The 14480-nt window shown below is 69.4% G+C and carries 11 protein-coding genes; 7 read left to right on the forward strand and 4 right to left on the reverse strand.

The genetic code is table 11. The annotated features are described in order from the left end of the window. Window positions 1-369: 369 nt before the first annotated feature. On the forward strand, window positions 370-1164 hold the full coding sequence (gene creB / locus AC1RAA_RS19225) for a two-component system response regulator CreB (protein WP_492730049.1): 795 nt from the start codon (window positions 370-372) through the stop codon (window positions 1162-1164). Beyond that, window positions 1161-2603, forward strand: coding sequence for a two-component system sensor histidine kinase CreC (creC, locus tag AC1RAA_RS19230; RefSeq protein ID WP_062473809.1), 1443 nt, complete (start codon window positions 1161-1163; stop codon window positions 2601-2603). The genes creB and creC overlap by 4 nt, the downstream gene beginning before the upstream one ends. Here creC and AC1RAA_RS19235 read toward each other — a convergent pair. The 4 genes from AC1RAA_RS19235 to creD form a co-directional block, all read right to left on the reverse strand. Continuing rightward, entirely contained in the window at window positions 2597-3202 is a 606-nt protein-coding gene (locus AC1RAA_RS19235; RefSeq protein WP_492730051.1) for a hypothetical protein, read from the reverse strand. The genes creC and AC1RAA_RS19235 overlap by 7 nt on opposite strands. Before the next feature lie 212 nt (window positions 3203-3414). Continuing rightward, a complete protein-coding gene (locus AC1RAA_RS19240) occupies window positions 3415-5808 on the reverse strand; it encodes a penicillin-binding protein 1A (RefSeq protein WP_492730053.1) in 2394 nt (797 codons plus the stop codon). Window positions 5809-5818: 10 nt separating this feature from the next. Then, window positions 5819-7111 carry a glycoside hydrolase family 3 N-terminal domain-containing protein gene (locus AC1RAA_RS19245; protein ID WP_492730055.1) on the reverse strand — a complete coding sequence of 431 codons (1293 nt, stop codon included), beginning with the start codon at window positions 7109-7111 and terminating at the stop codon, window positions 5819-5821. Continuing rightward, window positions 7108-8595 (reverse strand): cell envelope integrity protein CreD, encoded by a 1488-nt coding sequence (gene creD / locus AC1RAA_RS19250; RefSeq protein ID WP_492730057.1) that lies wholly within the window; start codon window positions 8593-8595, stop codon window positions 7108-7110. Before creD ends, AC1RAA_RS19245 begins: the two co-directional genes overlap by 4 nt. 215 nt (window positions 8596-8810) lie before the next feature. On the opposite strand from creD, the gene AC1RAA_RS19255 reads away from it, so the two are divergent. The 5 genes from AC1RAA_RS19255 to AC1RAA_RS19275 are packed head-to-tail and all read left to right on the forward strand — an operon-like array spanning window position 8811 to window position 14414. Continuing rightward, window positions 8811-10871 (forward strand): VIT and vWA domain-containing protein, encoded by a 2061-nt coding sequence (locus tag AC1RAA_RS19255; RefSeq protein WP_492730059.1) that lies wholly within the window; start codon window positions 8811-8813, stop codon window positions 10869-10871. Between the two features lie 17 nt (window positions 10872-10888). Beyond that, window positions 10889-11821, forward strand: coding sequence for an exosortase Q (gene xrtQ, locus AC1RAA_RS19260; RefSeq protein ID WP_492730061.1), 933 nt, complete (start codon window positions 10889-10891; stop codon window positions 11819-11821). Next, window positions 11802-12371 (forward strand): hypothetical protein, encoded by a 570-nt coding sequence (locus AC1RAA_RS19265; RefSeq protein ID WP_062480445.1) that lies wholly within the window; start codon window positions 11802-11804, stop codon window positions 12369-12371. The genes xrtQ and AC1RAA_RS19265 overlap by 20 nt, the downstream gene beginning before the upstream one ends. Window positions 12372-12384: 13 nt before the next feature. Beyond that, window positions 12385-13653: a biosynthetic peptidoglycan transglycosylase gene (locus AC1RAA_RS19270; protein WP_139702967.1), complete on the forward strand. Its 1269-nt coding sequence runs from the start codon at window positions 12385-12387 to the stop codon at window positions 13651-13653. Then, the gene (locus AC1RAA_RS19275; protein ID WP_070063960.1) at window positions 13650-14414 is read left to right on the forward strand and encodes a GNAT family N-acetyltransferase; all 765 of its coding nucleotides are present in this window, start codon (window positions 13650-13652) and stop codon (window positions 14412-14414) included. The genes AC1RAA_RS19270 and AC1RAA_RS19275 overlap by 4 nt, the downstream gene beginning before the upstream one ends. The last annotated feature ends 66 nt before the right edge of the window (window positions 14415-14480 follow it).

Here is a 14480-nt window from a genome sequence, read left to right on the forward strand (position 1 = left end):
ACCGCCTTTCGCAGAATTCCGGAAGGCTGTCAAAGGACAACTCTGGGGAGAGTTTTTGCACAAGCCATCGGTTATCCACAGGGCCGGCGGGTTACCCCATGTTGTCCAAGTTGCGGGTACACCACGGAAGCGCGGGTGCGCACAGTGACGCGGGCATGACAAGTCGTTGTCACGTCAAGGAAAAAGCGACCTTTCCACAGACGGGTGCGACCCTTATCTACTACTACTAATTTGAATAAGAAGAATAAGAAGACAGGAAGAGGAAAAGCCGCGCCCGAAAAAAAAGGCCGCGAAAGGCCGCGCCGGTCGCCGGCGCCTCGGGCGAAAAACCGGGCACGGGTCGTCCGTGGCCCTCGCTAACATCGCCGGATGAGCTTCAAACCCCGGATCCTGATTGCCGAAGACGAATCGGGCATCGCCGACACGCTCCAGTACGTCTTGAGCAGCGATGGTTTCCAGCCGATCTGGTGCGCCACGGCCGAAGAAGCCATCGCGCAGTTCGCGCAGGAGCGCCCCGCGCTGGCCATCCTGGACATCGGATTGCCCGACCTGAACGGCTTCGAGCTCTTCAAACGCCTCCAGGCGCTGAACCAGTCGATGGGCGGCCCGGAGGTACCGATGGTCTTTTTGACGGCCCGCAGCGACGAAATAGACCGCGTGGTGGGCCTCGAACTGGGTGCGGACGACTACATTGCCAAGCCGTTTTCCCCCCGGGAACTGGTCGCCCGGGTGCGAACCATCCTGCGACGCAGTGCCAGAAACGGCTCAGGAAGCCCGCCAGCCGCCGCAGCGCCGATTCATGGGGTACCCCATCAAAACGCGCCGGCGCCGCCTCCAGCGGCGCCACAGACCCCTGCAACGCCCTTTTCGCTCGACAGCGAGCGCATGCAGATCCGGTACTACGGACGGCTGCTCGAACTCTCGCGCTACGAATACGGCCTGCTGAAACTCATGGTCCAGCGCCCGGGGCGCGTGTTCACGCGCGACGAACTGCTCGAACTGGTCTGGGACGACGCCAGCGACAGCTTCGACCGCACGGTCGACGCGCACATCAAGACGCTGCGCGCCAAGCTCAAGACCATCGCGCCGGAGGTGGAGCCGATCCGCACGCTGCGCGGCACCGGCTACGCGCTGCACGAAGATCTGCCCGCCAGCAGGGAATGACCCGGCGCACGCGGATCTTCATCGGCATCCTGCTGATCTACACGGCGGGCATCGCCTTCCTGCTGTACCGCGTCGTTTCCGACATCGACCCGCGCTACCGCGAGTCGGCCGAGGAATCGCTGGTCGAGACCTCGCAGCTCATGGCCAGCCTGGTCGAGCAGGACGTGATCGCCGGCGCCATCAACACGGCGCGGCTGGAGCCGCTCTTTCGCAGCGTCTACACGCGCGAGTTCTCGGCCCAGATCTACAACCTGCACAAGAGCCGGGTCGAGCTGCGCGTGTACGTCACCGACCGCACCGGCCGCGTGATGTTCGATTCGCTCGGCCGCCACCTGGGCAACGACTACTCGCAGTGGAGCGATGTGAAGCGCACGCTGGGCGGCCTGTATGGCGCGCGCACCTCGCGCGATGTCGACGGCGACCCGCGCACTTCCGTGATGTACGTCGGCGCGCCGATCCGCTGGAACGACGAGATCGTCGGCGTCGTCAGCGTCGGCAAGCCGGTGCAGAGCTTCGGCCAGTTCGTCGAGGACGCGCGCGTGCGCACCATCTGGGTCGGCGTGGGTTCGGCGCTGGCGCTGCTGCTGCTCACCGTGATCGTCTCGGTCTGGCTGGTGCGGCCCTTCGGCCTGATCCGCGACTACTGGACCTGGGTGCGCGCGCAGCGCAGCCTGAGCCTGTCGCGCATGGCGCGGCGCGCGGTCGACGCGGTGCGCACCGGCTTCGGCGAAATGCGCGACGCGCTCACCGGACGCAACTACGTGGCCGACTACGTGCAGACCTTCACGCACGAAGTGAAGAGCCCGCTCTCGGCCATCCGCGGCGCGGCCGAGCTGCTGCAGGAACCGCAGATGCCGCACGACCAGCGCGAACGTTTTCTGAAGAACATCGAACGCGAAACCCAGCGCATCCAGGAAATCGTCGACCGCATGATGGAGCTCACCGCGCTCGAGACGCGGCGCACGCTCGACCGCACCGAACCCGTGGCGCTGGGCCCGCTCATCGAGGACATTGCCGCCAGCGCGCAACCCGCTGCGTCGCGACGCAACATCCGGTTGATCGTGAACATCCGCGAGCCTGCGCGCGTCGAAGGCGATCCGTTCCTGCTGCGCCGCGCGATCAGCAACCTGCTCGACAACGCGCTCGACTTTTCACCGCCCGACAGCGAGGTGCTGCTGACGCTGGAAACCACCTCGCGGCTGGCGCGCATCAACGTGCGCGACCATGGCCCGGGCATTCCGGACTACGCCCAGGAAAAAGTCTTCGAGAAGTTCTATTCGCTCGCCCGGCCGCACAGCCAGAAGAAGAGCACGGGGCTCGGCCTGGCGTTCGTGAAGGAAATCGCGACGCTGCACCGGGGCCGCATCGACCTGGGCAATGCGACGCGCGGCGGCGCCGTGGCGACGCTCACGCTGCCGCTGCTGTCAACCCATCACTGACCCACGAGCGCGCGGTAGGCCTCGCGCGTCTCGGGGCTCACGGCGTCGAGCAGCTGCTCGTACGAAGTCTGGTGCCGCGCCAGCATGCGCGCCGAGGCCACGGCCTTCGATTTGCAGAACCAGTGGCAGGTGTGCTGCATCAGGAACAGTTCGGCCGACATCGTGAAGGCCTTCGATTTCGGCGAACGGCCTGCCGCATTTTTCGCCACGCCCGTGATGCCGCGCGCATGAATGCGCAGTGCTTCGCGCAGGTCGAAGCTCGCGGACGGGAACAGCGTGGTGGCGAACGGCAAGGCCACCGGCAGCCGGCTCACGCGCGTGTCGGCTTCGGGTTCGCGCGCCAGTTCGGCGGCGAAGGTTTCGAACTGGGCGGCGAGCTTTTCCTCGGTGGCGTCGAGCAGGTGCCAGATCTGCTGGCGGCGCTCGGCGTCGTCTTCGCCGAGGCAGCGCAGGTAACCCTGGGTCAGGCTCTCCATCAGCTTCTCGATCTGGTAGCGGCCCAGATGGCGACCGAGCAGCGCGATGCGCTGGCGCTGTTCCTTGGACTTGAGGATGTAGAAGCCGGCGGCGATCAGGGCCACCAGGGTGAGGATTTCCATGGATGCGAGAAAAGGGGAGAAAAGAGAAGAGGCAAAAAAGAAGCGGGGGCCGCGGCACCGAGTGTAGGCACCGCAGACCGCCCGCGTTTTCCTTCTGCTGGATCGTCTTTTCGTGAAACACCGCGGAACCGGCTTTGCCGGGCCGCTGGTGTTGCCCCCGGCGAGGGGGTTGGCGTAGCGACACGAAGTGCGCGTAGCCTGGGGGAGTGCCGTTACCTGAAGAAATCGAGGATGCGGTTGCGTTCTTCAGGCGGCGGTGGGGCGCCGACCGGCGCGCCCGTCAGCACTTCCACCGGCTGGATCGGCTGCTCGGCGCTTTCCAGGCCCAGGCTCGCCACGTTGTGGCCCGGCGTGAAGTCGTCGAAGTACCATTCGCCGTCGATGCTCACCACGCCGGGCGGTTCGGCCGGCAGGGTCACGGGCACGCCGCGCAGCGCCGACTGCATGTAGCCGATCCAGATCGGCAGGCTCAGGCTGCCGCCGGTCTCGCCGCGCACGCCGAGTTGGCGCGGCGTGTCGTAGCCGACCCAGGCGATGCCCACGCGCGTGGGCTGGAAGCCCGCGAACCAGGTGTCGAAGGAGTCGTTGGTGGTGCCGGTCTTGCCGTACAGGTCGTCGCGCTTGAGCGCCTGGTAGGCCTTGAAGCCGGAGCCGCCCTTGACCACGCTCTGCAGCAGCGATTCCATGATGAAGGCGTTGCGCGCGGGAATGGCGCGGCGGCTTTCGTCGAGCACCGGGGGCTCGGTTTCCATCAGCACCTTGTCCTTGAGGTCGGTGACGCGCGTCACGAGGTACGGGTTCACGCGGTAGCCGCCGTTGGCGAACACCGAGTAACCCACCGCCATCTGGATCGGCGTGACCGAGCCGGCGCCCAGTCCCATCGGCAGATTGGCCGGGTGCTTGTCCTTGTCGAAGCCGAACTTGGTGACCCAGTCTTGCGCGTAGGGCGCGCCGATCGATTGCAGCACGCGCAGCGTGACCAGGTTCTTCGACTTCATGAGCGCGTTGCGCAGCGGCATCGGGCCTTCGAAGCCGCCGTCGAAGTTCTTCGGGTCCCAGGGCTGGCCGCCGTTGGCGGCGGCATCGAACACCAGCGGCGCGTCGTTCACCACGGTGGCCGGCGTGAAGCCCTTTTCGAGCGCGGCCGAGTAGATGAAGGGCTTGAAGCTCGAGCCCGGCTGGCGCCAGGCCTGCGACACGTGGTTGAACTTGTTCTTGCCGAAGTCGAAGCCGCCGACCAGCGCCGTGATGGCGCCCGTGCGCGGGTCCATGCCGATGAAGGCGCCCTCCACTTCGGGCAGCTGCGTGATTTCCCAGGTGTTCTTGGGCGTCTTCGCGACGCGGATCACGGCGCCGCGGCGGATCTTGATGTTGGGCGGTGCCTTCGCGGCCAGGCCGGACTGCGCGGGCTTGAGGCCCTCGCCCGAGATCTCGAAGGCTTCGCCGTTGGCGCGCACCGCCGTCACTTCCTTGGCGCTGGCTTCCAGCACCACGGCCGAGATCACGTCGCCGTTGTCGGGGTGCTCGGCCAGGGCTTCGTCCACCGCCTCGTCGATTTCCTTCTGGCCGCTGGCCGGCAGGTCGACGAACTTCTCGGGGCCGCGGTACACCTGACGGCGCTCGTAATCCATGATGCCCTTGCGCAGCGACTTGTACGCTGCCGCCTGGTCGGCCGCCACCAGCGAGGTGTAGACCTTCATGCCGCTGGTGTAGATGCTGTCGCCGTACTGCGCGTACATCATCTGGCGCACCGTCTCGGCCACGTACTCGGCGTGCAGCCGGTTCGGGTCGGCGGCGTCGCGCAGGTGCAGTTCTTCCTTCTTGGCTTCGGCCGCCTGTTCGGCGGTGATGAAGCCGGTCTCGTGCATGCGGTCGATCACGTAGAGCTGGCGCGCCCGCGCGCGGCGCGGGTTGGCCACGGGGTTGTTGGCGCCGGGCGCCTTCGGCAGGCCGGCCAGCATGGCGGCCTCGGCGATGGTCACCTGCTGCAGCGGCTTGCCGAAGTAGGCCTCGGAGGCGGCGGCAAAACCGTAGGCGCGGTTGCCCAGGTAGATCTGGTTCAGGTAGATCTCCAGGATCTGGTCCTTGCTCAGCTGCTGCTCGAGCCGGAAGGCCAGCACGATCTCCGAGGCCTTGCGGCTGAGCGTGCGCTCCGAGCTCAGGTAGACGTTGCGCGCCACCTGCATCGTGATGGTCGAGGCGCCCTGCTTGCGCCCGCCCTTGAAGCTGGCCACGGCCGCGCGCGCGAAGCCCTTGTAGTCCACGCCGCCGTGGTCGTAGAAGCGCGCGTCTTCCACGGCCAGCACGGCGTCCTTCATGACCTTCGGAATGTTGGCGAAGGGCGTGAGGTTGCGGCGCTCCTCGCCGAACTCGCCGATCAGCGAACCCTCGGCCGTGTACACCCGCAGCGGCAGCTTGGGCCGGTAGTCGGCCAGCTCGGAAATGTCGGGCAGCTTCGGGTAGATGGCGACCACCCCCACGATGGCAGCGCCCAGCAGCGCGACGGCGCCGGCACCGGCCGCGATGGCGCTCCAGCCGGCGATGCGTTTCCACGGGAGCTGGCGCAGCGCACCGGCGGGTTGGGAAGGGCGAGGTTCTTGGGACATGGGATGGGGGCTAGCGAAGAGGTTGGAGCCGTGGCGCGCGCGGGCGTTCCGTCACCCGGGGATCGAGCGCGCCGCGCCGCACGCCTTCCAGCGCGCAGTGCATGGCATCGAAATACTTGTCGTGGTCGTAGGCGATGAGCAGCAGGTCCACCCCGGCATCGAGTGCGCCCAGGGTGGCGTTGCAAAGACCTCGGTTGTAGGCCCCGCCCATCGTGAGGTCGTCGGTGACGAGCAGGCCCTGAAAGCCCCATTCGCCTCGAATCACCTGCCGCACGATTTTGCGTGAGAAAGAGACCGGCGCGTCCGCGTCGAGTTCCCGAAGGATGACATGGCCGAGCATGATCGCGGCATCCGAATGTTTCGACACGTCTTGAAACGGCTTCCAGTCGTGCGCGGCCAGCTGGGCCACGGGCGTGCGCAGTTCGGCACCCATGTGGTGCGTGTCCTCGGTCACGCCGGCCAGGCCGGGAAAGTGCTTGAGCGTGCCGCGCACGCCAGCCGATTCAAGGCCTTGCTCGTAAGCGAGCGCCACCTGCGCGGTGACGTCGGGGTCGCTCGAAATGGCGCGTTCCTCGATGCGGGTGTGCAGGTCCCAGCGGCCCGGGGCGCGGCCGGGGCGCAGGTCGACCACGGGGCTGAAGTTCAGCGTGATGCCCAGTGCGGCAAGCGCCCCGCCCTGCTGCGCGCCGTAGGCGCGGGCACGTTGCAACAGTTCGTGTGCGGGCACGTCGGCCTCGAGCAGGCTGGCGAGTGCCGGCTGGCGGGGCACCATCGGCGACAGGCGCGAGACGCCGCCGCCCTCCTGGTCGGTCGCCACCACCAGCGGCGGCAGGCCGGCCGCCTGTCGCAGCGCCTGCAGGCTGGCAATTTCCGCGCGCAGGGTGTCGGCGCTGCGGCCCTTCACGTTGCGGCCGGTGACGAAGATGCCGCCGATCAGGCCCCGGCGGGCCAGTTCGCGCAGGTCGTGCGCGTCGTCGTAGCCGACGATGAAGCGCGCGCCGAGTGCCTGCGCCACCGGGCCCGAGGCCGCGTTCACTTCCAGCCGGTGCTGGCGCGAGGCCAGTTCGTGGCCCAGCGCCGTCAGCGTCGCGCCCACCGTCAGAGCCAGCGCCACGACACGGCGCGCGCCGCGCGCGCTGCGCCAGGCGATCGCGGCGGCGGCGCACAGCGCGGCGAGCAGCAACGGCAGCTCCTCCTCGCGCAGGAAGCGCAGATGCGGGTCCTTCAGGTGCCAGGCCCAGGCGCACAGCACGGCCAGCAGCAGCCAGCCGAGCACGCCGGGGATGGCGCGCAGCAGTCTCATGCGTCCACCGTGGCCGCCGGCGTGGCCGGGGCGGGTTCGCTGCGGCGCGACAGCGCATACCAGTCGACCTTGCGCGTCACGAGCATCAGCGTGGCCAGCATGCCGAAGATCAGCAGCGCTCCCAGCAGCAGCGCATTGCTTTCCGAGGCCAGCAGGCCGTAGAGCGCGCCGTACAGCAGCGCCACGAAGGCGGCGAACGACAGGCCGCGGCGCCAGCCTTCGAGCACCGCGCTGAAGTACACGGCCAGCAGCGCCACGCTGGCACCGGCCGCGCCCGCGTAGGCCATCCAGAAGGCGAACTTCTCCGACAGCGCGAGCAGCAACAGGAAGAACAGCGCGATCGACAGGCCCACCAGCCCGTACTGCACCGGGTGCAGGCGCAGCTTGCGGAACAGCTCGAACATGAAGGCCGCCATCAGCACCAGGCCGATGAAGAGCGCGCCGTACTTGCCGGCCCGCGTGCTCATCGAATACACGTTGACGGGCTGTGCGAGCGACACGTCGAAGGTCTGCAGCGGGCCCGAGGCATGGCGCGACATGGACGCCGAGGGCGCCGTGCGCACGACGGCCGCCGCGGCGTTCTGCGCGGCATCGCCTTCACCGGCCCACAGGCCGGCGCGCACCTGTTCGCGCGCCGTGGTCACGAGCGAGGACACGCGCCAGTGCGCGTCGAAGCCCTGCGGCGTCACCTGGCGTTGCGTGGCAAGAAAGCGCCCGCCGAAGCTGGGGTGCGCCCACGGCGAACGCAGGTGCGCGGTGGTTTCCTCGGCGATCGGCACCATCGAGAGCGTGTCCTGGCCCACCAGCGAGAGCTTCATGTCGAAGGCCAGCGGCTTGCCCGTCTGCCAGGCGGCGAGCGCGGCGCCCGTGAGCGGCGCGTGGATGCCGTCGGCGTACGTGGCGTTGTCGGGCAGGCCCGGCACGCGCTGGCGAAAGCGCAGCGCCTCGCCGTTGACGGTGAGCGCGGGCGAGCCGTCGAGGCCGCGCAGGTCGCTCACGTGGAAGGCGACGAACGGCGGGCGGAACTCGATTGACGAGCCGCTTTCGCTGTGCGGCACGGCCTGCGGGTCGAAGCCCGCGAAGCCGCCGCCGAGCGCGGCCGTGAGCGTGTAGAACGGAATGCGGAAGATGCCGCGGTAGCGCTCCTGCGGCGCCATGTCGCCCTCGATGTGCAGCTTGTCGGGGAACACGGCGTGCACCATCTCCTTGCTCTGCGGGGCCTGCCCGATCACCTTGCCCTGCGCGTCGCGCAGCGGCTCCATCCAGCGCTCCACGTACGGCACCAGCAGCAGCGGGCCGACCATGGCCTGCGGCCCGGCATAGGACTCGGCCAGTTCGCGCGCGGCCTCCTGCTGGCTTTCGCCGCGGGCGCGGTTCAGGTCGTCGATGCGCGCCAGCGGGATGCACAGCACCAGCAGCAGGAAGAACAGGCCGGCCACCTTGACCAGCACCGAAGCCTGCAGGGCCTTCAACAGTTGAAGCATGGGTTTCTCCCCTCTTTGCGGGTTTTTTCGTGATGAGGCGCCGATGCTCTCCGGCCGATCCGAAGGCCGTATGAAGCCGCCGCGCCGCGCACTTCACACAGACTTCACACAGCGGCGCCTCCGGTTGTGGCGACTTCAACGCGCCTTCCAACTGCCTTCTCGCACGCTCACGACAGTGAGGGCCGTGCAAGTTCGCACGCAGAAGGACACCCGCCATGGACACCCCCACCACCCCACGCCCCGGCCGTTGGCTCTGGCTCGCCACCGTGAGCCTGGCCACCGTGGGTTTCATCGCCATGGGCGCCCGCCCGGTCCACGCGCAGGAAGCGCCCGCCGGTCCGCGCCTGAAGACCGAGAGCCCGTACTTCTTCGTCAAGAGCGACGACCCCTCGGTCGACCGCCTGCCGCTGAAGGGCACCGAGGTCTCGGTCAAGATTTCGGGCGTGATCGCCGATGTCACGGTCACGCAGACCTACCGCAACGAAGGCCAGCGCGCCATCGAGGCGAAGTACGTGTTCCCCGGTTCCACCAAGGCGGCCGTGAGCGGCCTCAACGTGCGCCTGGCCGACCGGCTCATCACAGCGCAGATCCGCGAGAAGCAGCAGGCCAGGATCGAATACGACACCGCCAAGAAGGAAGGCAAGACCGCCGCGCTGCTCGAGCAGCACCTGCCCAACGTGTTCCAGATGAACGTCGCCAACATCCTGCCCGGCGACGACGTGAAGGTCGAGCTGCGCTACACCGAGCTGCTGGTGCCGCAGTCGGGCAACTACCAGTTCGTGTTCCCGACCGTGGTCGGCCCGCGCTACAACTCGCCGCAGTCGCAGAACGCGCAGGCCCAATGGCCGGCGCAGCCCACGCTGCGCGCCGGCGTGGCACCGAGCACCAGCTTCAAGCTCACGGCAAGCATCGACACGCCGATGGGCCTGAAGGAAATCCGCTCCGCCACGCACACCATCGACGTGAAGAAGCGCGACGAAGACCAGCACGCCGACATCACGCTCGGTGCCGACGGCCGCCCCGCCGACAACCGCGACTTCGTGCTCGACTACCGCCTGGCGGGCGAGAAGATCGAGTCGGGCCTCATGCTCTACAAGGGCCAGGGCGAGAACGCAGAAAACTTCTTCCTCGCCATGGTCGAGCCGCCCAAGGCCGTGACCGCCAGCGCCATCTCGCCGCGCGACTACATCTTCGTGGTCGACATCTCGGGCTCGATGCACGGCTTTCCGCTGGACACCGCCAAGACCGTGCTCGAACGCCTGATCGGCGGCCTGCGCCCCAGCGACACCTTCAACGTGCTGCTGTTCTCGGGCAGCAACAAGATGCTGTCGCCGCAGTCGGTGCCGGCCACGCGCGCCAACATCGAGCAGGCGCTCGCCACGATCAAGAACTACAGCGGCAGCGGCAGCACCGAACTGATCCCGGCGCTCAAGCGCGTGTACGCCGAACCCAAGGCACCGAACGTGTCGCGCACCGTGGTGGTGGTGACCGACGGCTACGTGACGGTCGAGCGCGAAGCCTTCGAGCTGGTGCGCAACAACCTGTCGAAGGCCAACGTGTTCGCCTTCGGCATCGGCTCGTCGGTGAACCGCAGCCTCATGGAAGGCATCGCGCGCGCCGGCATGGGCGAGCCCTTCATCATCACCGACCCGGTGCAGGCACCCGAGCAGGCCGCGCGCTTTCGCCGCATGGTGGAGTCGCCCGTGCTCACGAACGTGAAGGCCACCTTCGGCGGCCTGGACGTGTACGACGTGGAGCCGCAGGCGCTGCCCGACGTGCTGGGCGAGCGCCCGGTGATCGTGTTCGGCAAGTGGCGTGGCGAGGCCAAGGGCCGCGTGATCATCGAAGGCCAGGCCGCCACCGGCCCGTACCGCGAGGAAGTGCGCATCACGCCGCAGACGCGCCAGGACACCGCCGCGCTGCGCACGCTGTGGGCACGCCACCGCATCCAGAGCCTGAGCGACCAGGAAGCGCTCGAGGGCAGCGCCGCCTTCAAGGACCGCATCACCGAGCTGGGCCTGAAGTACAGCCTGCTCACGCAGTACACCAGCTTCATCGCGGTGGACAAGGTGGTGCGCAACGTCGCGCCGCAGCACAGCGTGGACGTGAACCAGCCGCTGCCGATGCCGCAAGGCGTGAGCGACCTGGCACTGGGCGCCGAGGTGCCGAGCACGCCGGAGCCGGAAACGCTGGGCGCGATCGCCGTCGTGCTGTCGATGCTGGCCATGCTGCGCCGTCGCGCACGCCGCAACGATCCCCGTCGTTTCACGGCTTGAACACAGGACGCACGACCATGTCTCTGGCAACCCTGGCCCACCACCATCCGCGCGTCGTGGACTGGGCCATCCGCATCGACCGCACGCCAGCCTTCGGCTGGCTCGCGCTGCAGTGCGCCGCGCTCGCGCCCACCTGGGCCTGGATGGCGCGCCGCCTGCAGGACGGTTCCGACGATCCGCTGGGCCTCGTGGCGCTGGTCGCCCTGGCCGCGCTCGCCTGGCAGTGCCGGCGCGAGCTGCGCGCCTCGCCGCGCCTGGGCTGGCTGGCGCTGGCCGGCGTGGGCACCGTGCTCGCCACGCTGCTGCGCACTGGCGGGGGTGGCCTGCCCGCGCTGCCGCCGCTGGCCTCGGGCCTGGTGGCGGTGCTCTCGCTCGCGGCCGGGCTGCTTGCCTTCCTGCCGCGCGGCGTGGCGGCGCTGCCGGTGGCCGGGCTGTCGGTGCTGGCGCTGCCGCTGCTGTCGTCGCTGCAGTTCTACGCCGGCTACCCGCTGCGCGTCGTGACGGCCGAGGCCAGCTGCTGGCTGCTCGCGCCCGGGTTCGAGGTGGCGCGCGAAGGCGCGACGCTGATGGTCGACGGCCGCCTGGTGATCGTCGACGCGCCCTGCTCGGGCGTGCAGATGGTGTGGCTGGGCTACTTCACGGCCTGCGCGGTCGCGCTGTGGGCGCGGCGCAGCGACCGCGCCTTCCTGCGCCGCCTGCCGGCCGTCGGCCTGCTGGTGCTGGCCGGCAACATCGTGCGCAACAGCGTGCTGATCGCCTGCGAAGGCGCCGGCCATGCGCTCGCGCCCTGGGCGCACAACGCGCTGGGGCTGGTGCTGCTGGCCGTGGTCTGCGGCGCCATCGCGCGCCTGATGGTGCCGGCGCGCGTTGCGCCGCGCATCGAACTCGACCGCCCGCTGCCGGGCCTGATCACCGCCGAAGGAGGCCGCCGTGTCGATACCGTTCGTTGAGCGCTGGTTCGCCAACCATTTCATCAACCGCGTGGGCCACAAGAGCGCCTTCGCGCTGGCGATGCTGCTGTGCGTGCTCTGGTCGGCTGCCGCAGCGCTGCGCGCGCCCGCCGAAGAGGCCGACGCCGTGGGTTCCCACGAATGGCCGAGCCAGTGGGACGGCGTGCCGCTGCGCCCGCTGGCGCTGAGCGAGGTGGAGCAGCGCTTTGCCGATCGCTTTCCGGGCGCCATCGGCCGCATGACCGACGGCCAGCAGACGCTGGTGATGCGCGCCGTGAACCGGCCCACGCGCATGCTGCATCCGGCCGCCGACTGCTACCGCGCGCTGGGCTACCGCATCGAGCAGGCGCGGCTGGAACGCGACGCGCAAGCGCGGATGTGGCGCTGTTTTGTGGCGCAACGGCACGGTACGGCAAATTTCCGCGTCTGCGAGCGCATCGTCGACGCCCAAGGCACGGCTTTCACCGACACTTCGGCTTGGTACTGGGCGGCGGCCAGCGGCCAGTCGCACGGTCCGTGGCAAGCTGTCACCGTGGCAAGACCGATGTGATGAGAACGTGTTTGTGAAGAAGACCCTGCGATTCGTGCTTTTCGGGCTGCTGGCCCTCGTCCTGACCGCCCTGGTGGCCATCTTCCTGATCGCCAAGATCGCCCTTGCGCCGGCGGCGGGCGAATGGAGCACCACGGTGAAGGCCGGCCCGCTGTCGTTCGAGATCGGCGTGCCCACCGCGGTGCGCCTGGCGACCTCGTCCTGGTTCGCGCCGCGGCTGAACGGCCACGCGCTCGACACCCGCTTCGGCACCGTGCATTTCACCTGGGACGAGAAAACCGGCCAGCAGCAGATGCGCTGCGCGCCGTGCAGCGCCGACGTGCCGGCGCTGGGCACGCAGCCGATCAAGGTCGAGCGGCTGGTGGCCACCGTGCGGCGCGACGGCAACACGCTGGCCGGCACCTTCGAGGCCACACCCCAGGCGGCCGACAGCAACGCCCTGCTGCAGGGCACCTGGACCGGCCGCCTCGCGCCGAAGAACCTGCAGCTGGACGTCCGCGTGCAGGACGCGCCCATCGCCCGCTGGTACGCCGTGCTCGTGCCGGCGCTGCCCGAGCTGCAGCGTGCCCGCATCGGCGGCACGCTGGCGCTGCAGGCGCAGCTGCTGCTGCCCGACGCCACCTTCGCGGTGCAGCCGACCATCGGCCAGTTCACGGTCGAAGGGCTGGGCACCGAGGCCATGCTGGGCGCGCGCACCAGCTGCGGCCCGTCGGCCAAGCTGGCCAACGACAGCTGGCTGGCGCGCGCGGTCATCGCGGCGGAAGACCAGCGCTTCTTCAGCCACGCCGGCTACGACCTGACCGAAATCCTCGCCTCGATCGACCACAACCAGAAGCCCGGCCAGACCCGGCGCGGGGGCAGCACGCTCACGCAGCAGCTGGCCAAGCTGCTGGTCACCGGCAGCGACCGCACGGCCGAGCGCAAGCTGCGCGAGCTGCTCTACGCGGTCGAGATGGAGCAGACGCTGGGCAAGGCCCGCATCCTGCAGCTGTACCTGGACAACGCCCCGTGGGGTGGCAACCTCTGCGGCGGCGAGGCCGCGGCGCGGCGCTATTTCAAGCGCAGCGCACGCACGCTCGAACCGGCGCAGGCGGTCTGGCTCGCGGCCATGCTGCACAAGCCGCAGGCCGTGCTCGAGCAATGGCGGCGCGACGGCCAGATCGATCCCGACCGCACCAAGTGGGTGGCCGAGAGCGTGCGCGGCATCAGCCGCAACCAGCGCGAGGCGCTGCTCAAGAGCGTGGCTGCGGCCAAGTACGCGCCGCCGGAGGCCGTGCAATGAGCATTGGCCCTCACGACATCGAGGCCATCGAACGCGCCACCGTGGCGGCGGTGGCCCCCGAGGCCTGCGAGGAGCTCGACGGCTGGCTGCTGCCCTTCGACCGCGGCACCGTCAAGCGCGCCCGCTCGGCCGTGCCGCTGCACCGCGACCCGGTCGAGCCCGCCACGCTCGACCGCATCGAAGACCGCTGCGACAGCCGCCAGGTCGCGCCCGCGCTGCGGCTGGCCGACGCCGCCTGCTTCGACACCCTGCGCGCCGAACTCGCGCGCCGGCACTACATGGCCGACAGCCCGACCTGCGTGCAGACCGGCTCGGCGCGGCGCATGCGCGACCTCGTCGCGGCGGACGCGCGGCTGGCCGACGTCGACGCGACGCCCGATCCGGACTGGGCCGCGCTGTTCCTGGGCGAAGGCTTCGACCCGGTCGACGGCGTGCACCGCGTGCGTTCGCTGTCGCGCGCCACGGGCTCGCTCTTTGCCAGCGTGCGCGAAAACGGCGCCACCGTGGCGGCCGGCGCCATGGCCTTCGGCCACGGCTGGGCCAGCGTGCACGGCATGCGCACCGAACAGTCGCAACGCGGGCGCGGCCTGGCCGGGCGCGTGCTCGCCGGCCTGGCGCAGGCGGCGCTGGCGCGCGGCGTCGAGCGCGTGTTCCTGCAGGTCGACGCGCAGAACCAGCCCGCGCTGGCGTTGTACCGCCGCGCGGGCTTCGAGACACGCTGGCAGTACTGCTACTGGCAGCGCCAGCAGTGGCCGCGCTGAGCTGAACCGCTCCGGGCGGCGGGCATCCCCACCGGTGGCGCGGTCGGGCCTTTGGTGCCACCATGG

Source organism: Variovorax sp. GW823-FHT04F07 (assembly GCF_058795995.1).

Coding starts and splice junctions, on each gene's coding strand:
- creB (WP_492730049.1), top strand. CDS start 370: ATGAGCTTCAAACCCCGGATCCTGATTGCCGAAGACGAATCGGGCATC.
- creC (WP_062473809.1), top strand. CDS start 1,161: ATGACCCGGCGCACGCGGATCTTCATCGGCATCCTGCTGATCTACACG.
- AC1RAA_RS19235 (WP_492730051.1), bottom strand. CDS start 3,202: ATGGAAATCCTCACCCTGGTGGCCCTGATCGCCGCCGGCTTCTACATC.
- AC1RAA_RS19240 (WP_492730053.1), bottom strand. CDS start 5,808: ATGTCCCAAGAACCTCGCCCTTCCCAACCCGCCGGTGCGCTGCGCCAG.
- AC1RAA_RS19245 (WP_492730055.1), bottom strand. CDS start 7,111: ATGAGACTGCTGCGCGCCATCCCCGGCGTGCTCGGCTGGCTGCTGCTG.
- creD (WP_492730057.1), bottom strand. CDS start 8,595: ATGCTTCAACTGTTGAAGGCCCTGCAGGCTTCGGTGCTGGTCAAGGTG.
- AC1RAA_RS19255 (WP_492730059.1), top strand. CDS start 8,811: ATGGACACCCCCACCACCCCACGCCCCGGCCGTTGGCTCTGGCTCGCC.
- xrtQ (WP_492730061.1), top strand. CDS start 10,889: ATGTCTCTGGCAACCCTGGCCCACCACCATCCGCGCGTCGTGGACTGG.
- AC1RAA_RS19275 (WP_070063960.1), top strand. CDS start 13,650: ATGAGCATTGGCCCTCACGACATCGAGGCCATCGAACGCGCCACCGTG.